This is a genomic window from Aeromonas sp. 603607 (assembly GCF_049171595.1).
GTDB lineage: Bacteria > Pseudomonadota > Gammaproteobacteria > Enterobacterales > Aeromonadaceae > Aeromonas > Aeromonas veronii.
In genome coordinates this window covers 64568-80987 of the sequence record NZ_JAAKOV010000016.1, presented here as the reverse complement: position 1 = coordinate 80987, position 16420 = coordinate 64568, and the positions used below count along the sequence as shown (strand labels likewise).

The 16420-nt window shown below is 60.3% G+C and carries 16 protein-coding genes; 4 read left to right on the top strand and 12 right to left on the bottom strand.

Features of this window, described 5'->3' with window-relative positions; translation table 11 throughout:
• Nucleotides 1-130: 130 nt before the first annotated feature.
• The 10 genes from G5315_RS15480 to G5315_RS15435 form a co-directional block, all read right to left on the bottom strand.
• Entirely contained in the window at nucleotides 131-346 is a 216-nt protein-coding gene (locus G5315_RS15480; RefSeq protein WP_005337763.1) for a YdcH family protein, read from the bottom strand.
• 276 nt (nucleotides 347-622) lie between these two features.
• A complete protein-coding gene (locus tag G5315_RS15475) occupies nucleotides 623-1234 on the bottom strand; it encodes a hypothetical protein (protein ID WP_021230678.1) in 612 nt (203 codons plus the stop codon).
• The gene (locus tag G5315_RS15470; RefSeq protein ID WP_421333317.1) at nucleotides 1231-2592 is read right to left on the bottom strand and encodes an MATE family efflux transporter; all 1362 of its coding nucleotides are present in this window, start codon (nucleotides 2590-2592) and stop codon (nucleotides 1231-1233) included. Before G5315_RS15470 ends, G5315_RS15475 begins: the two co-directional genes overlap by 4 nt.
• 121 nt (nucleotides 2593-2713) lie before the next feature.
• On the bottom strand, nucleotides 2714-4537 hold the full coding sequence (locus tag G5315_RS15465; RefSeq protein ID WP_421333315.1) for a SulP family inorganic anion transporter: 1824 nt from the start codon (nucleotides 4535-4537) through the stop codon (nucleotides 2714-2716).
• A 71-nt stretch (nucleotides 4538-4608) separates the two neighbouring features.
• Nucleotides 4609-5199 (bottom strand): nucleotidyltransferase family protein, encoded by a 591-nt coding sequence (locus G5315_RS15460; protein ID WP_421333313.1) that lies wholly within the window; start codon nucleotides 5197-5199, stop codon nucleotides 4609-4611.
• A complete protein-coding gene (locus G5315_RS15455; protein ID WP_005337747.1) occupies nucleotides 5186-5446 on the bottom strand; it encodes a GNAT family N-acetyltransferase in 261 nt (86 codons plus the stop codon). Before G5315_RS15455 ends, G5315_RS15460 begins: the two co-directional genes overlap by 14 nt.
• A gap of 203 nt (nucleotides 5447-5649) precedes the next feature.
• Entirely contained in the window at nucleotides 5650-6834 is a 1185-nt protein-coding gene (locus G5315_RS15450; protein WP_374884645.1) for an iron-containing alcohol dehydrogenase, read from the bottom strand.
• Nucleotides 6835-6852: 18 nt separating this feature from the next.
• Nucleotides 6853-7383, bottom strand: coding sequence for a hypothetical protein (locus G5315_RS15445; protein WP_263717514.1), 531 nt, complete (start codon nucleotides 7381-7383; stop codon nucleotides 6853-6855).
• Nucleotides 7352-7984, bottom strand: coding sequence for a TetR/AcrR family transcriptional regulator (locus tag G5315_RS15440; protein ID WP_047439265.1), 633 nt, complete (start codon nucleotides 7982-7984; stop codon nucleotides 7352-7354). Before G5315_RS15440 ends, G5315_RS15445 begins: the two co-directional genes overlap by 32 nt.
• Nucleotides 7985-7995: 11 nt before the next feature.
• Nucleotides 7996-9441, bottom strand: a complete 1446-nt coding sequence (locus G5315_RS15435) for a coniferyl aldehyde dehydrogenase (protein ID WP_164536459.1) — start codon at nucleotides 9439-9441, stop codon at nucleotides 7996-7998.
• Between the two features lie 212 nt (nucleotides 9442-9653).
• Between G5315_RS15435 and G5315_RS15430 the strand changes: the two genes are divergently transcribed.
• The 3 genes from G5315_RS15430 (at nucleotide 9654) to G5315_RS15420 (ending at nucleotide 11581) form a co-directional block, all read left to right on the top strand.
• Nucleotides 9654-9947: a hypothetical protein gene (locus G5315_RS15430; protein WP_005353197.1), complete on the top strand. Its 294-nt coding sequence runs from the start codon at nucleotides 9654-9656 to the stop codon at nucleotides 9945-9947.
• A 223-nt stretch (nucleotides 9948-10170) separates the two neighbouring features.
• Nucleotides 10171-11139, top strand: coding sequence for a nucleoside hydrolase (locus G5315_RS15425; protein ID WP_005337734.1), 969 nt, complete (start codon nucleotides 10171-10173; stop codon nucleotides 11137-11139).
• Nucleotides 11140-11245: 106 nt separating this feature from the next.
• Nucleotides 11246-11581, top strand: a complete 336-nt coding sequence (locus tag G5315_RS15420) for a DUF3634 family protein (RefSeq protein WP_421333310.1) — start codon at nucleotides 11246-11248, stop codon at nucleotides 11579-11581.
• A gap of 87 nt (nucleotides 11582-11668) precedes the next feature.
• On the opposite strand, the gene G5315_RS15415 is transcribed toward G5315_RS15420, so the two are convergent.
• Both G5315_RS15415 and G5315_RS15410 read right to left on the bottom strand, forming a co-directional pair.
• Entirely contained in the window at nucleotides 11669-12874 is a 1206-nt protein-coding gene (locus G5315_RS15415; RefSeq protein WP_421333308.1) for a c-type cytochrome, read from the bottom strand.
• On the bottom strand, nucleotides 12871-14796 hold the full coding sequence (locus tag G5315_RS15410) for an NAD(P)-binding protein (RefSeq protein WP_421333307.1): 1926 nt from the start codon (nucleotides 14794-14796) through the stop codon (nucleotides 12871-12873). Before G5315_RS15410 ends, G5315_RS15415 begins: the two co-directional genes overlap by 4 nt.
• Before the next feature lie 578 nt (nucleotides 14797-15374).
• On the opposite strand from G5315_RS15410, the gene cyoA reads away from it, so the two are divergent.
• Nucleotides 15375-16418, top strand: a complete 1044-nt coding sequence (cyoA, locus tag G5315_RS15405) for a cytochrome o ubiquinol oxidase subunit II (protein WP_227342352.1) — start codon at nucleotides 15375-15377, stop codon at nucleotides 16416-16418.
• The last annotated feature ends 2 nt before the right edge of the window (nucleotides 16419-16420 follow it).

The window sequence follows — 16420 nt, the reverse complement described above, 5'->3', positions numbered from 1 at the left end:
GGAAAAATGTAACAAACTACCGGCAAGATCGGTAGGCTCGGGTGTCAACTAATTGACTGAAACAACAAAAAGCCCGGCGCGTGGGCCGGGCTGGGGGATAAATTGCTTATCCGCATATTCTTCGAGGCATCTATTGTGGATGTTGTTTGAGGATGTCGTATATCTCCTCTTTCAGTTTGAGTTTCTGTTTTTTCAGATCTCTCACCTCGGCGCTATAGTCGCTGGCGTGATGCTTTTCCAACTTTCTAATCTCCGCATCCAGGTCGTTGTGCAAGTCAAACTTCTTCTGGAAATGGACATCACTGCTCTTCAGTTTCGAGATGAGTTCTCTGTACTCTGGGAACATGTAATGGAGCCTCCTTGGTTTCGTTTGATTGTGCCTGTAAGACCAAAGCTACCCCTTAGTGCCGGGGATAAATGTGATCCTGATCGGATTTGGGGGCAATGATTTGGGGTATTCGGCGGGATATTTATAACTTGTTGAATCAAAACAAGATAAGTGATTTGTCAATCTGAATGGTGAGCCAAACTGTGCGACAAGTCACAACAGGGGCAGGGTTGGCGTGAGGGTGCAGGATCAAAAAAGGGGCCGAGTGGCCCCTTTTTATGGATGCAGGCAACGTTACTCTTTATCTTCATCCGCCTGCTCTTTTTTCTTTTTCTTCTCGGGCAGCGGCTTGCCGTCGCGGTGGATCACCTTGCCCGCCTCAAAGCCAATCTGGGCCGCCAGCTCCTCCAGATCCGCCGACTTGGCCTGATCCCCGATGGCGTAGCGATAGTTGGCGATGGAGAGCTTTTCGGCCACCGGCGTGCCCGGGACGATAGGCTCGCGCCAGCCCTGGCCGATGTGGGCCACCAGGGTGCCGTTCATCAACAGCTCGCCGACGATCTCCTGGGTTGGATTGCCCTTGCCGTAGGTGAGACCTTGCGGGTGCTTCTTGCCGACCAGCGGCTCGTTGCTGGCGGGGATCAGCTTGGTGCGGATCAGCCACTTGGGCTTTTTGGTGTTGCCCACCGCCTTGCCGGTCTGGTACTCGTTGATCTTGATGGTCTTGATCATCTGGGCCATGAAGTCCTTGGTCAGCGCCTTCTGGGCGTCGCTGGTTTCATCGATGGCGATGGGGGCCACATACCAGGTCTGGGTGGCTTGAGCCTTGGGAGCGGCAGGGGCAGTTTGTGCCATGGCCAGGGGGCTGAGCAGGATGGCAGCCAGCAAGAGTCCTATCTTCTTCATTGTGATTCCGCTTTTGTTTCAACAAGAATTTTGTTTTGCCAGCGACGACTGCGCCAGCGCCAGAACATAGCCAGACCGCGCACCCACTCGTCGCAGGCCAGCGCCAGCCAGATACCGACCAGTCCATAACCCTGCATGATACCGAGGAAATAGGATAGTGGCACGGCAATTCCCCACATGGAGAGCAACGCCATGTAGAGGGGGAAACGGGCATCCCCGGTGGCCCGCAGGGCGTTGATCACCACCAGATTGAAGGTGCGGCCGGGCTCGAGGATAAGGCTGATAAGAAACAGTTGCGCCACCTGGGTGATGATGTCGGCATCATCGGTAAAGAGGCTGATGATGGTGCGGCCGTTGAGGGCCGCCGCCACGGCGATGACGCAGGTGACCGCCAGCCCCAGCTTGAGGCTCTTGAGCAGCTGCTGATAGGCGCGATCGAACTGTCTTGCTCCCGCCAGATGGCCGATGATGATCTCGTTGCCAAGGCCGATGGATAGGCCAAACAGCAGGATAAACAGGCAGATCTGGAAGAAGTAGGATTGGGTCGCCAGCGCCTTGTCCCCCAGCAGTCCGACAAAGGCTGTCACCACCATAAACTGCAGCATCCAGGAGAGGTTCTCCCCCGCCGCCGGCAGTCCGATATGGAGTACCTTGCCGAGCATCTCCCGGCTGGGGTGGACGATATCGCGCACCACCAGTCGAATGCCGGTCTTGCGGGCTACCAGCCACACCAGCAGCACCACGCCGACCAGTCGGCCCGCGACCGTGCTGATGGCGACACCGGCGACGCCAAGCTGGGGCAGGCCGAACCAGCCGTAGAGCAGCAGCAGGTTGCCGACGAAGGTGATGAGGTTGACGATCAGGGTCACATACATCGCCTGACGGGTGTGGCCGTGAGCGCGCAGGGTCGCCGCCAGACAGAGGGCCGCGGCCTCCGGCAACAGGCAGAGACCGATGATCTGCAAGTAAAGCGTCCCGTCGCTCATCAGGTTGGCAGGCAGGTTCATCAGCGCCAGCATGGTGCTGGCCCCCGCCATCACGCCAATGGCCGCTACCAGACCGATCAGCAGGTTGAAGCCGATAGCGGTGTGGATCACCACCCGACTCTTCTCCCGATCGCCTGCCCCCAGATACTGGGTGATCACCACGCTGGTACCGATGCTGACGAAGCTGAACAATGTGATGGCGAGATCGAACACCTGATTGCCGACCGCCAGCGACGCCACTCCCTGATAGGAGACGTGACCCACCATGAAGGTGTTGAGGGCGCCGGTCAGAAAGTGCAGGGCGAGATCGATAAAGAGTGGCCAGGTCAGCGCAAATAGCGTGCCCGGGCCTGCATGGGATTGAGATTGCATGGCACGTCCAACAGCTGGGAGGGCACGGGGGAGTGCCCTCTGGGGGCGCATTTAACACCAAGGCCAAGGCCGGTGCAATCCTTGTGCAGGATTGCACCGGCCAGGGGTGCAGAGCAAGGGGTCAGGCAGGCGTGGCGCCCGCCTCCTGTTCGCTTGGCAGGGTGAGGCGCGCCGAGTCGGGCAGGGCATCATCCTGCGGCCAGTTGGAGCGGATGGCATCTGTGGTGCTCTCCACCACCGCATCATCCTTGAACACCGGCTCGCGGTAGCAGCGGGTCAGGCGAAGCGCCTGATACATATCGGGGCAGAGGATGATCCCCTCATCGTCCACCCGCACACCCGCCTGCTTTAGCCAGTGGGTCATCTGGCCGTGGCGACCCGCCATCACCATATGGATGCCGCGCCGTTTCAGATCTTTGTGCAGCTCCCCCACCATGCTCATCACGCTGATGTCCTGATGGGTGAAGCAGGCGACCGCATCGATCACCAGACACTTGGGGGCTCGGGGATCCTGCACCAGCAGGGCCAGCACCCGCCGCTTGAAATAGGGGGCATTGAAGTAGGTGAGCGGCGAGTTGAAGCGATAGACCAGAATACCCGGGATCGCCTTGGCCTGTTCGTTGTCCCCCAGGGTACGTACTACCCCCTCGTCATCCATGCCGAGCAGCTGGTCGGTGGGGCGCATCACATTACGCAGGAACTGGAACAAGCCCAACAACACGGCGAGGGTGATCCCGGGGATCACCCCCATGGTGAGCACGCTGATAAAGGTGATCAGCGCCAGCCAGAAGGCGGAGCGATCGGAGTGGCGCAGGGCCCAGAGACCGCGAAAATCGGTGAGCGACAGAGAGGCCATCACCAGCACCACCCCGAGGGCGGCGGTGGGAATGTATTTGAGCGGCGCCGTCAGATAGAAGGTGATAAGGGCGATCACCGCCGCAGCAATGATGGAGACCAGCTGGCTCTTGCCGCCGTTGGCGTCGTTGACCGCAGTGCGCGAATCCGCGCCGCTGATGGCAAAACCCTGGGAGACTGCGGAGGCGAGGTTCGCCATACCGAGGGCCCGAAACTCCTTGTCCGCGTCGATTTCGTAACCGTTTTTGGCTGCAAAGCTGCGAGCGGTCAGCATCATGGAGACGAAGCTCACCATGGCCAGGTTAAGGGCGGGCAGCACCAGCTCCCGCATCAGACCGGGGGGAAATTCCGGCATCTGGAAGGCGGGCAGGCCGGAGCCCACCGTCCCCAGGGTGGCGATATCAAACTGGCCGAGATTAAAGCCCCACACCAGCGCAGCGGTCACCACCATGGCTACCATGGAGGAGGGCCATGCCGGTTTGTAGCGCTTGGCCAGCAGCAGGGTGAGCAGAGCCACCAGACTCATGGCCAGGGTCGGCAGATGGGTTTGGGTAATATAGGTAGCCCCGCTGGCGATCCGCTCGATGAGGTAACGTTCGCTGAAAGTGAAGCCGAAGATCTTGGAGAGCTGGCCCACCATGATGGTGATGGCCACACCATTGAGCAGCCCCATCAGGATGGGGCGGGAGAGAAAGTCCGCCAGCACCCCCAGCTTGAAGCGGCTGGCAATCAGGCACCAGAAGCCGGTCATGGCGGTCATGGTCATCACCAGTTGCCAGTGACGGGTTGGGTCGCCTGCGGCCAGCGGCGTCACCACGGCGGCGATGACCGCACAGGTGGCGGCATCGGGGCCGACAATCAGCTGGCGGGAGGTACCAAACAGGGCGTAGACCAGCATGGGCAGGATGCAGGAGTAGAGACCGACGATGGCACCTACCCCGGCAAGCTCGGCATAGGCGATGGCGACGGGCAGCGCCACTGCCGCCACCGAGAGTCCGGCGCGAAGATCTGGCATCAACCAGGCGCGCTGGTAATGCAGCAGGGCGGCGAGGCCCGGTAGCCAGCGTTCGAGAGAGAAGAAGTCGCGCATTATTTAACCCATTGAGTTACAACCAGCTTTTCCCCTAGTGTGCCCAAGGTTATCGAAAGATTGCAATCAGGTTATGGCCAGTTTACCTGAAGGTCAGGCCAGATAGCCTGCCAGCGTTTCTCCTTGATGCGCTGGGTAAAAATCTGTTTGTCCTGACGACATCTGGGGTTGGCACTCACTTGCAGCGACCAGTTGATGGTAAAGCCGTAGGGGGCAAGCCACTCGAACTCGCCATCTCGGGTGAGGCGCACGCCGATGCAGGTGGGCACTTCGACCCAGTGGCTCAGCGCCTCAAGGCTGCTGGCAAACGGCGTTACCAGCTGCCGCGTGTGCATGCGGGCCTGATTGCGCACTTCCCACTGCTGATCTGGCAGCCGCTTTGCCAGCCAGGCTTCATGCGCCGTCTCGGCCAGCCCTTGCGGATCGGTTTTGTCGAGATAGATAAGGTCGATATCGTTGAGCGGGGTGGGCTCCGCCTTGTGGTGAAGGTGATCCCAGATGAGGTTGCGGATAAAGCCTGCTCCCAGCGCCCAGTCGGGCAGATTGAGCTCGGCCGCGGCTTGCAGGCAGGCCATCCGCTGCGGATCGGCCCGCAGCAGGGCTTCTGTTTTGGCTTGGAATTGCTGTTCGAGGGCGGAGCTCAGAGGTTCAGTTGTTGGCATTGCGGCGTAACCAGACATCAATGTAGCGGCAGCTCGGCACTATAGTGAGCCCCTCCGCCTGAGTCCAGTTGAAGAAGGCACGCGCCAGCTGATCGGCAATCCCCTGCACCCGCAGCTCGGGGGGCACGAAGGTGCTGTAGGCGTCGATGGTCTTGGCATCGAGCCGCCGGTAGCGCAGTCTCGACTCTTTACCCTCCACCATACAGATGAACTGCTGCTGGTTGGCCTGATGGATGATGTCGCTCATGGTGGGCACCTCTGGCATAAAGTTGGGTCTCTCGGCACAACATAACTGTTAGCCAAGGTATAGAACAGATAATGAGAGCCCGTGGTCAATATCATCCCCCTTTGACAGAGGGCGCATCGATATCGCGATGTAGATCAAGGTGCCCGATGGTGAGTCGGGCACCGCGTTAGTGTCAGCACAAGAGTGCTGGCAAAGGGGAGGGATCAGACCCAGGCTCGCTCCAGCAGGGTGAGTAACTGCTCACGGTCGGCGTCCTTGCGATTGAACAGCAGGGCACCGTCGTTGACCGCCAGATCGCGGATCTCGGTCAGTAGCGAGCGATCGCTTACCCCAGCCTCGCTCATGGTGCGCGGCAGCTTGACCGCTTGCCACAAGGTGTCGCGCAGGGAGCGAATGGCTGTGATGGTCGCCTCCGCCCGCTGATGGGCCGGGGTGGCGGCAAAGCGCTCTGCCCCCACCAGCGGCAACAGCAGCCGGGCCAGCTCGCTATCCACCTCGGGGCGGTTGTAGTCGAGCACGGTCGGCAAAAAGAGGTTCATGCACAGCCCGTGGGGCAGATGGCAGCGGGCTCCCAGACTGTGACCGAGGGCGTGCACCAGCCCCACCATGGAGTTGGAAAAAGCCATGCCAGCCAGCGTGGAGCCTTCCGCCAGTTGCAGCCGCAGCTGTTTGTTTTGCGGGTCGTGGATGATTTGCGGCAGGGCGCTGGCGATCTTCTCCACTGCCATCAGGGCCAGCGCATCGCTCACCGGGTTCTTGGCGGTACCGATAAAGGCCTCGATGGCGTGGGTCATGGCGTCCATGGCGGTGGCGGCGGTGATATTGAGGGGCAGCCCCTGGGTCAGGCGCGGGTCTAACACCGCCAGCTGGGGCAGCAGGAAGGGGGAGGTGAAGGGCACCTTGCGCCCGCTCGCCTCATCCTTGATCACTGCAACCAATGTCACTTCTGATCCTGTGCCCGCCGTGGTGGGCACCACCGCCAGCGGCTTGAGGGGACGGGTCAGGCAACCGGCGCCCGAGTAGTCGAGCAGATGATCCCCCCCCATGGAAGTGAGAATGTTGACTGCCTTGGCGGTGTCGATGACCGAGCCGCCCCCCAGCGCCACCAGACTGTCGCAGTCGAGCTCGCGATAGCGTTTGGCGATCCGCTCCACCACGGCGGTGGAAGAGTCGGCCGGGATCTCGTCCCAGATGGCGGCAACCGGCAGCTCCCCCTCGGCCAGCACATTGGCCAGCAGGGTGGCAAGGCCGGTGGCATTGACCCCCTTGTCGGTCAGCAGCAGCGGGCGATGGGCACCCAGGCTGGCCAGCTCGCTGGCCAGCTGCTCCAGCGCCTGTTCACCGGCCAGCAGTTTGACCGGGCAGAAAAAATCGTAATAGCGGCTCATTTCAAGGCTCCTTGCGCGTTAGCCGGTCACCAGACCCAGATAGATGTTGCAGGCCCGGCCAAGCTTGTTGGTCGGGGCGGGATAGTGGCGCAGCAGCGGCCGCGCGATAAAGGCGGGCAGGATCAGGGACTGCAACTGCTCAAGTCCCCGCACCAGATGCATGGCAACGGTCAGATCCCCCTCCACCAGCAGCCGGTTTTCGCCAAATGCCTGATTGACCCCGAGCCGAAAGCTCAGGGCGCGAAAGGCGATATTGGGGTGCTTGAAGCGCACCCGCAGCGGATGGATGGTGGCATGGGGGGCGACTGGCGCGCTGGGATACCAGCGGCCCCCCTGCTTGTGCATGTTCATGGCGTAGCCGATGCCGCCCACTTCGAGGCGAATAGCCAACCCGTCCGGCAACGGTGCCAATTCACGGCGTACTGCCTCGTCGGTGCGGGCGGCGCGGCAGAGGGTACGACCCACCACCCAGAGCAGTGTGGTGATCCAGAGGCGGCGGCCAAGGGCTGCCGCAGATTCAAACGTCCATGTTGGTATGGAAAGGCGCATGGGGATTGGCTCCTGAGATGGCTGACCAGAAGAGGGCAAAGGCACTGGCTTGCCAGTAGTCGTCCTGTCCCAGCTCCGGTTGATCGACAAACAGTGATGCGCAGGCGAGGAACTGGCCCTGACACACCTCCAGCAACAGTGGTGCGGGAGCCTGCATCAGCTCGCCGCTGGCCTGCCCCTTTGCCAGCAGGGCAGGCAGAAAGCGCAGGGCATCGTTCAGGATCTGGCTGCGGGCCGGTCTGGCCAGCAGCGGGGAGTGAAAGAAGCCCAGCACGAATTTGAGCTCATTGGGGTTAGCCTGCATCCACTCCATCGCCAGCTGCCAGTAGTGGCGGGTCTGGTCGTACAGCGGCAGGGTGGGATCTGCTTCATGGATGGCGCTCCCCATCCGGGTTTTCACATCCTGATAGAGGGCGAGGATCAGCGCCTCCTTGCTCGGAAAGTGGTGGAACAGAGTGCCGTTGGCCACCCCGGCCGCCTTGGCGATACGGGCGGTGGCGGCCCCCTGCAGGCCATCTTCGGCGCAGAGGGCGAGGGCGGCATCCAGGATCTGGCGGCGCTTGTCGGTCATGTTTTGTGGCTGCGGGATAGCCTGGTTCATGGTCATCTCCATCAGCGCAGGAAGAAGGCCATCATCAGCTTCTGGATCCAGCTGTGGTAGGGGGGATGGATCAGGGAGCCGGTGGTGAACTTGCCGCGGGTCAGCACGGTTTTTGCCTTGGAGAAGGTAAGAAACCCCTCGTGGCCGTGGTAGTGGCCCATGCCGGAGGCGCCGATGCCGCCAAACGGCACATCGTCGGCCGCCACCTGAAACAGGCTCTCGTTAATGGCCATGCCGCCGGAGTGGGTCTCCCGGGTCACTCGCGCCTGCAACTCGGGGTCAAAGCTCATCAGATAGAGGGCCAGCGGGCGGGGCCGCTCAGCCACATAGGCGAGCGCCTCCTCCAGGGTGTCGTAGGGGATGAGCGGCAGCAGCGGGCCAAAGATCTCCTGCTGCATCACCTGACACTGACTCGGCACCCCGGTCAGCAGGTGGGGCACCAGCAGGCGACGCTGGTCGTCGCGGGCCGGGCTGCCACAGGGGTGGAGCTGGGCACCCGCCTGCTCGGCTTCATCCAGCCAGCTGACGAGACGTTGATACTGGCGGTCGTTGATGATGGCGCCGTAGTCAGCACTATTGAGCCCCTGCGGGTAGAGCTTGCTGAAGTGGCGGCGATAGGCGGCGATAAAGTTATCCACCTCGCTGCGGGGCAGCAGCACATAGTCGGGGGCGACGCAGATCTGTCCGGCGTTGAGGCTCTTGCCGAAGATCATCCGCTCGACCGCGGTGGCGACCGGCATGTCGGGGGCGATGAGACAAGGGCTCTTGCCACCCAGCTCAAGGGTGAGGGGGGTGAGCTGGGGCGCGGCGGCGGCCATCACCAGCTTGCCCACCATGGTGGAGCCGGTAAAGAGCAGGTGATCGAACGGCAGTGAGCTGAATGCCGCCGCCATCTGGGCATCCCCCTCTATGATGGCGATCTCGTTTTCGTCAAATACGCTGGTGAGCATGGTGCGCAGCACGGCATTGGTATGGGGGGTGAACTCGGAGAGTTTCAGCATCGCCCGGTTGCCCGCCGCGATGGCGGTGATGAGGGGGCCGAGGCTCAGCATCACCGGAAAGTTCCACGGCACGATAATGCCGACCACCCCGAGTGGCTGGAAGTGCACCTCTACTTTGGCGGGGGCCAGCAGCAGGCCGGTGTGACGGCGGTGGGGCTGCATCCAGCGCTTGAGCCGCTTCTGGGTGTAGTTGATCTGCATGATGCAGGGCAGCACATCGGCGATCAGGCTGTCGTAGTGGCTGCGCTGACCATAATCTGCCGCCAGCGCCTTGCACAGCGGCCCCTTGTGGGCGAGCAACGCCTGCTTGAGTTTGGTCAGCTGCGCCCGGCGCTCGGCCAGGGTTGGCATGGGGTGAGCCAGACTCGCCCGCTTGAGCCGCGCCAGCTGATCCGGCAGGGACAATTTGATGGCGAGGATATCCTCAGGAGTGTGTTGAAGCTGCGCCGCACCCATGTTGTTCTCCGCATGAAAAATGACCGACTGATTAGTCGGTCTAAATCTAGCTGTTTGTTACCGGAATGTAAAGCTGGCAAGCTGTCTGCCGTTCACCGCGAGCCGGACGCAAGAGAGAACTGTGTGTCTCCCCACACTTTTGTGGTTTGCTCGTTGGTGACTTATCCAATAAGGGGTAGTTTTTGGTTATTAACCTATACGGAGAGAGCACTATGACCAGGGAACTGAACAGCTTGTTGGCCCGGCTTGAAGATGTGGTTGAGCGGATGCCGGATTGCTTCAACACCTACGAATTCGCCCAGAAGCTGGCACTGCAATATCAGCCGGAGTTCTTTGCCGCGGGCCACTCTCTGGCCGAGCACGAGGGCAAGGTACTGCGGGTGCTGCACCAGAAGATCGCCGAAGCGCTGGCAGGCAGCGAGATGGTGATTGAAGGGGCGCTGCTCCCCTGCGTCACCCCCTGGGGGGAGAAGGCGACCTCACCGCGCTGGCATCGCAAGCACTGAGGGGCGTAGTCAGGCAGATCGGTGCCAGATAGCAGATAATGAACAATGATAAAGAGCGCGGCGCTGGCAACAGGGCCGCGCCGTTCTTTGTGCAGATTGTCGCCAGCAGCGCCCCCGCTGCCGGGAGCAAAGGCCCGCTCTGTGATCCCATGCCGGGATACGAGACCGTCAGCCGGGTAGACTCTCCCTTTTGTCGCAGGGTTTGTCACCGTAGGAATTTCTCATGACCCATAAAATCATTCTGGATACCGACCCGGGTATCGACGATGCCATGGCCATCCTGTTTGCCGAGGCCCACCCCGCCATCGAGCTGCTCGCCATCACCACTGTTTTTGGTAACGCCACCATCGACAATGGCACCCGCAACGCCCTCTGGCTCAAGCAGAAGTACGGCATGAAGGCGGATGTGGCCAAAGGCGCAGCTGCGCCGCTGCTGCGCGAGCCGGTCGGCCCCACCACCATAGTCCACGGCCCGAGCGGCTTTGGCGACATGGAGGCGGGGGAGGTGACTATCGCTCCGGATCCTCGCCCCGCCTGGCAATATATTGTCGAGGCGGTGAAAGCCGCGCCGGGGGAGATCACCCTGGTCACTATCGGCCCGCTCACCAATCTGGCGCTGGCGCTACAACAGGCGCCCGAGATTGTCTCTCTGGTGAAACAGGTGGTAGTGATGGGCGGCGCCTTTGGCGTCAACGGCCATCGCGGCAACGTGACCCCCTATGCCGAGGCCAATATCCACGACGATCCCGATGCCGCCGACCGGGTCTTTACCGCCGACTGGCCGGTGGTGATCATCGGGCTGGACGTGACCCAGCAGAGCTTTTTCAGCAGCGCCTATCTGGATGAACTCAGGGACAAGGCGGGGGAGCCGGGCCGTTTCCTGTGGGATGTCAGCCGCTTCTACCTGCGCTTCTACTCCGAGAAGCTGGGGCTCTCCGGTTGCCACGTTCACGATCCATCCGCCATCGCCTATGTCATCGACCCGACCCTCTTTACCCTGCGCGAGGGGCCGGTGCGGGTGATCACCAGCGGCCCGGCCATCGGCCACACCCTGCAAAAGTTCGATGGCAAGCGCCACTCCCACGATGACTGGGCAGCATATCGTCCGCAGCAGGTCGGGGTGGCGGTGCGCGATGAAGCCTTGCTGGCGCTCTATCGCGAGACGCTGGTGGGCTGGGGCAAGGATTGCTGAGCAAAGGGGCGCTATTGCGCTGACGCGGGGGCTGTGATCGGCGCCAAACAATCGGAGCGCACGGCCGCTTATACTGCCTTATATCAAGAGCTTGGGAGGGATGAAGATGGCCTGGATTTCCTTGATCGTAGCGATTGTGCTGATCTGGTGGTTGATGAAGCTGGGGCATGGCGCCCTGTTCGAGATCCGCCTTGCCCCCGGCAAGGTAGTGGTCAAGCAGGGCAAGGTGTCACCCGCTTTTATTGAGCATGCCAAGCAGATCCTGCGCCACGACACGGTGCGCGGTCGCATTGTGGGGCAGCGCGATGGCGATGGCGTCAAGCTGATCTTCTCCCGATCCATCCCCGAGCCGGTGGCCCAGCGGTTTCGCAATATCTTCCCCTATGGCGATTACCGCCAGCCAACGGCGCCACTGCCGGGGCCAAAATCCCGCAAGGGATAAGTACCGGAACCTGGTTCATCAATAGCAAACGGGCCTCCAGTGGAGGCCCGTTTTTATGGCACTTGGCCAAGAGAGAGCTGACCGCCCTTACTCCTTGCCGTGCAGCTCGCGCTGGGCCTTGACCGCCGCCGCCTTGACGGCGGTGCCTTCATTGCCCCAGGAAGCGCGCAGGGCGTTGACCAGCTCGGCGAGCCGCTCGTCATCCATGGTCCAGCCATAGCCCGGCATGTGGTAACCCAGATGGCCGTGGGTGACCGGTGTTTCGGCGCCGTGCAGCAGCACATTGATCAGGCTTGACGGATCGCTCGCCAGCACGGTGCGGTTGTTCACCAGCGAGGGGATGACGTGGTCATTGCCCTGGCCGTTGACCCCGTGACAGGTGGAGCAGTACATGGCGTAGTCCGCCTTGCCGCTGGCACTGGCGTAGGCGCGGGCCCCTTTCTCCGCCATCGGCTCATCTTTCAGATCGGTCAGATAGGTGGCGATGCTGGCCAGATCGGCGTCGCTGAAATACTGACTGCTGTGAGTGATCACTTCCCCCATGGGGCCCGCGACCGCTTCATGTTGGCTGCGGCCGGTTTTCAGCAGATCGATCAGCGCCTGCTTGCTGTAACGGCTGCCACGAATGTCGGGGGCATACCAGCCATCCAGCGCCGCACCGCTCAGGTAGACGGGATCCGCCTCGGTCAGCGCTTTCTCCTGCATCCCCAATCCGCGTGGGGTGTGGCAGCTGCCGCAGTGACCGGCACCCTGCACCAGATAGGCGCCGCGGTTCCACTCTTCGCTCTTGCCTGCGACCGGGGTGAAGCGGCTGTCATCGTGATAGACCCAGTTCCAGCCCATCAGCGGCCAGCGCATGTTGAGGGGCCAGGGGATGTCGCTCTCCTTGTTGGCGATGGCCAGCGGCTGTACCTCCTTCATCAGGTAGTGATAGAGATCTTCGAGATCCTTATCGCTCATCTTGGCGTAGGCGGTGTAGGGCATGGCCGGATAGAGGCGATGACCATCGCGGGCCACCCCTTCACGCATCACCTTGATGAACTCCGGCAGGCTGTAGTTGCCGATACCGTGGGTCTTGTCGGGGGTGATGTTGGTGGCAAATACGGTGCCGATGGGGGTCGGGAACCCTTTGCCACCCGCCAGCGGCTTGCTGGTTTCGCTGGTGTGACAGGCGGCGCAATCGCCCAGCTTGGCCACGTATTCCCCCGCAGACATGGCGGGGGCTGCGTTGGCGGCAAGGGCGGGCAGGGCCAGCAGCAGGGCGCTGGCGGTCAGTGACAGGGCGCGGCTCATTGGGCACCTCCCTTGCTCATGGCAACCAGCTCGTTGACGGCGCGCCACGCTTCGTCGATGGCGGCGTGGGCGTAGGGGCTCCAGCCTGCATCCGAGTTGGCGATGGTGATGTTGCCGATCGGCTGGCGACCCAGTTCAATCCATTTTTCGCACTGCGCTTCGTCATCAAACAGGGTGTTGGTGACATAGGAGTAACCGTGAGACCAGCGGTTGACCGTGATGGCGAGGATATCTTGCTCATGGTTGAAACCGGCGCTGCCGAGCATCCCCTGCAACTGCTCGCGGATCATCTGTTCATGCTGCTCGAACGGCATGCCGAGGATCATGGCGCGCCCCTTGCGGGACTGCTCGCGGGCCGAGAGGCCGCTGCCCGGCAGGGTCGGCACATAGACCATGTGCAGGCACATCGGCTGATCCGGGCTCTTGGGATGCTCGTAGCCACCCATGCTGACCGGATAGTCGAGCTTGACCCGGCTGTAGGGGGCTGCCGGGGAGTAGACCTCGTGTACCCCCAGCTTGACGAAGGCTTGCCAGTTCTTGATCACCACCTTGGTGTAGACCAGCGGCGCCTTGGCGTTCTGGCGCAGCGCCTCCTTCTGGGGCTCCGGCATCTCGGGCACCATGTAGGGGATCATCATGTTGTAGCCAGCCATGATCGACTGCTTGGCCCGCACCCGGTACAGTTTCCCCTCCTTGATGTAGGTGACATCCACCGCCAGCTTGCCGTCGGTGAGGCGCACGTTTTTGGCCTGCAACGCCGTGCTGCCAAGGCGCAGTTGCACCTTGTGCTCCGGCAGGTCGAGCTTGCTGTAGTCAAACTTGGCCAGCACCACATCCTGCATGGTGTGACCCGGCGCCACCTGCGGAATGAGCTTGCGTACCATCAGGCGGGTGAGACCGGCGTTGCCATCGGGGAAGTGGAAGATGTAGGGATCGTCCAGCTCCGCCTGCTCCTCGGCATCCAGCGGCGTCAGATTGAGGCCGTCGAACCCCGGCAAGGCGCACAGACGCGCATCGGCGCAGGCGGTGGCGTCGATGCCGACTGCCTGGAAGTCGTTGGTGCGCTGCTGGAAGTAAGTGATCGCCCGCTCGCTGAGACCCACTTTATCGCGCAGGAAGGTGGTGTAGCTGTTGCGGGTCACCCACTCGTCCTGCTGCTCGCGGGTCATGCCGCTCAGGTAGTCGATTTTTGATTCGTGCAGGGCCAATAGGGCGGCCTTGTCGGCATCATCGAGGGGGAAGTCACCGATAAACTCTGCCAGTGGCCGGCCGTTCAGGCGATCGCGGGGGATGTCATCCGCTACGTTGTGGCCCGGATCCCCGTTCACTATCTTGTTGACGCCAAAGTGCTTCTCGTCGAAATAAACGCCGCGGCTCAGCCCCAGATCCGGATAGAAGGTCTGCTGGAAACCGGCGGCCAGCTCGTCGATGTTGACCTCCAGCGCCTTGAGCAGCCCGAGCGCTACCGGGCTGTAGACCGAACGCGGTGATTGCAGGGATTCACTGCCGCCGTAACCCAGACGCAGGCCATCGGGGGTGGTGAACTCGTTGCGCTTGGCGTGGCCGCCGAAGTCATCGTGGTTGTCGAGTAGCAGGATCTTCTTATCCGCGCCGAGCAGTTGCTGATAGAAGCAGGCGGCGGCCAGACCGCTGATCCCGGCGCCGACGATCACCAGATCGTACTCCCCCTCAAGGGGAATATTGGCAAAATCATAGTGCTTGCCGTCACGGGCGATGCTGTGGGCCGGTTCGAAAGAGCCCGGGTGGTTGCCGCGCAGGCCGGTGAGGGCGGGCGGGTAGGCCAGGGTTTTATCCGCCAGCGTGCTGCCGCCTTCGGCAGCCTTGAGCAGATTGATGGGGGCGACGCCTGCCGCAATGGTGATGGCAACGCCGTTGAGAAAATCTCTGCGTGTAATACTCATGGCAATACCTGCTGTATGAAAAATGGAAAAGTACAGAGTAGGGTAGCTGGCCAGCAGCAAGAGGACGCAACCTACCGCCATATTTTTATGGCGTCTATATGGGTTGATAATAACTTATTAAACAGATTGATCAAACGAGTATGGAGTGACATATCTGTTTGGGTTCGAATTGTTAAAAAACAATCCAGCTAAAAAATATCGTGCTGTGTTCTGTTCGTCGCGTTTAATTACGTAAATGATGATGAGTTCAAATTGTCGCAGATCATCAAAGTCGACAGGTGTTTATTATTCATGCTGGAGGATTAATTTTTCGTCATATATACCCATATGCTATGTAAGGTTAGTTGGCGAGATAATGCTCCCTGTCCAATTATAAATTGAGAAGAGAGTGTCATTGATTAATTATGGGAAAAGGCGCCATTAATAGTGATACGGATGCAAAATTAACATTTTTCACATGCTGAGGCCAAGTTTGGCACAATCTTAAGATTAATTTTCCATGTTGTTTACATGTTCCGGTTCTGATCACAATGTTGCCCGTTTTTACAACTTTAGCCTTGCGACCATAAGGACACTGCATGAGACCTTTTGAATTAAAGAGGGGCTTGGGTGCTTTGCTGTTGATCGCATCGGCCAGCTTGCTGACCGGCTGCGACATGGCCTTGATGAATCCCAAAGGGCAGATTGGTCTGGAACAGAAATCACTGATATTAACCGCCTTGGGGCTGATGTTAATTGTGGTGATCCCTGTGATTATTATGGCGGTGGTCTTTGCTCGTAAATACCGGGCATCAAATACCAATGCCAAATATACTCCGGATTGGTCTCACTCCAATAAAATTGAGGCGGTTGTCTGGACCGTACCAGTTATTATCATCGTCATTCTGGCAACCATTACCTGGAAAACTTCCCACGAACTGGATCCCTACAAGCCGCTGGAGTCCACGGTGAAGCCGATCCAGATTGATGTTATTTCCCTCGACTGGAAATGGCTGTTTGTCTACCCAGAATTAGGGATTGCCTCGGTCAATGAATTAGCATTCCCGGTCAATACCCCCGTCAATTTCCGGGTGACTTCAGACACTGTCATGAACTCCTTCTTCATTCCCAAGCTGGGCGGGCAAATTTATGCCATGGCCGGTATGCAGACCAAGTTGCATCTCATTGCCAATGAAGCAGGCGCGTATGACGGTATCTCCAGCAGTTATAGCGGAGCCGGTTTCTCGGGCATGAAGTTCAAGGCGATTGCTACGCAGGATCAGGCCGGTTTTGATGCCTGGGTTGCCAAAGTCAAGGCCTCTCCCAAGATGCTGATCACCATGGATGAGTTCAATGCGCTGGCCAAGAAGAGCGAAAACCACCCGGTAGAGTATTTCTCAAGTGCCGATCCGGCCCTTTTCGTCAAGCTGATCAACAAGTTTATGGGTGACATGGGGCATGGCGAGCACAAGGGGATGACCCATAAAGCCCCCTCAGAGCATGGCGCCGCCATGAATCACGATGACATGGCACATATGCAGATGGACCATGCCGCTATGGCGCATGACGGGCAGAAGGAGCATGCCGGACATATGAACGCGCCGTTGGATAACAAGGCTGTGCAAGCAGGATCCGAGGAATAACC

Bases quoted from the DNA above. Each gene is read 5' to 3' on its own strand.
- G5315_RS15415 (WP_421333308.1), bottom strand. From the start codon at position 12,874: ATGAGCCGCGCCCTGTCACTGACCGCCAGCGCCCTGCTGCTGGCCCTG.
- G5315_RS15430 (WP_005353197.1), top strand. From the start codon at position 9,654: ATGACCAGGGAACTGAACAGCTTGTTGGCCCGGCTTGAAGATGTGGTT.
- G5315_RS15480 (WP_005337763.1), bottom strand. From the start codon at position 346: ATGTTCCCAGAGTACAGAGAACTCATCTCGAAACTGAAGAGCAGTGAT.
- G5315_RS15420 (WP_421333310.1), top strand. From the start codon at position 11,246: ATGGCCTGGATTTCCTTGATCGTAGCGATTGTGCTGATCTGGTGGTTG.
- G5315_RS15455 (WP_005337747.1), bottom strand. From the start codon at position 5,446: ATGAGCGACATCATCCATCAGGCCAACCAGCAGCAGTTCATCTGTATG.
- G5315_RS15460 (WP_421333313.1), bottom strand. From the start codon at position 5,199: ATGCCAACAACTGAACCTCTGAGCTCCGCCCTCGAACAGCAATTCCAA.
- G5315_RS15410 (WP_421333307.1), bottom strand. From the start codon at position 14,796: ATGAGTATTACACGCAGAGATTTTCTCAACGGCGTTGCCATCACCATT.
- G5315_RS15475 (WP_021230678.1), bottom strand. From the start codon at position 1,234: ATGAAGAAGATAGGACTCTTGCTGGCTGCCATCCTGCTCAGCCCCCTG.
- G5315_RS15450 (WP_374884645.1), bottom strand. From the start codon at position 6,834: ATGAGCCGCTATTACGATTTTTTCTGCCCGGTCAAACTGCTGGCCGGT.
- G5315_RS15425 (WP_005337734.1), top strand. From the start codon at position 10,171: ATGACCCATAAAATCATTCTGGATACCGACCCGGGTATCGACGATGCC.
- G5315_RS15445 (WP_263717514.1), bottom strand. From the start codon at position 7,383: ATGCGCCTTTCCATACCAACATGGACGTTTGAATCTGCGGCAGCCCTT.
- G5315_RS15465 (WP_421333315.1), bottom strand. From the start codon at position 4,537: ATGCGCGACTTCTTCTCTCTCGAACGCTGGCTACCGGGCCTCGCCGCC.
- G5315_RS15440 (WP_047439265.1), bottom strand. From the start codon at position 7,984: ATGAACCAGGCTATCCCGCAGCCACAAAACATGACCGACAAGCGCCGC.
- G5315_RS15470 (WP_421333317.1), bottom strand. From the start codon at position 2,592: ATGCAATCTCAATCCCATGCAGGCCCGGGCACGCTATTTGCGCTGACC.
- cyoA (WP_227342352.1), top strand. From the start codon at position 15,375: ATGAGACCTTTTGAATTAAAGAGGGGCTTGGGTGCTTTGCTGTTGATC.
- G5315_RS15435 (WP_164536459.1), bottom strand. From the start codon at position 9,441: ATGGGTGCGGCGCAGCTTCAACACACTCCTGAGGATATCCTCGCCATC.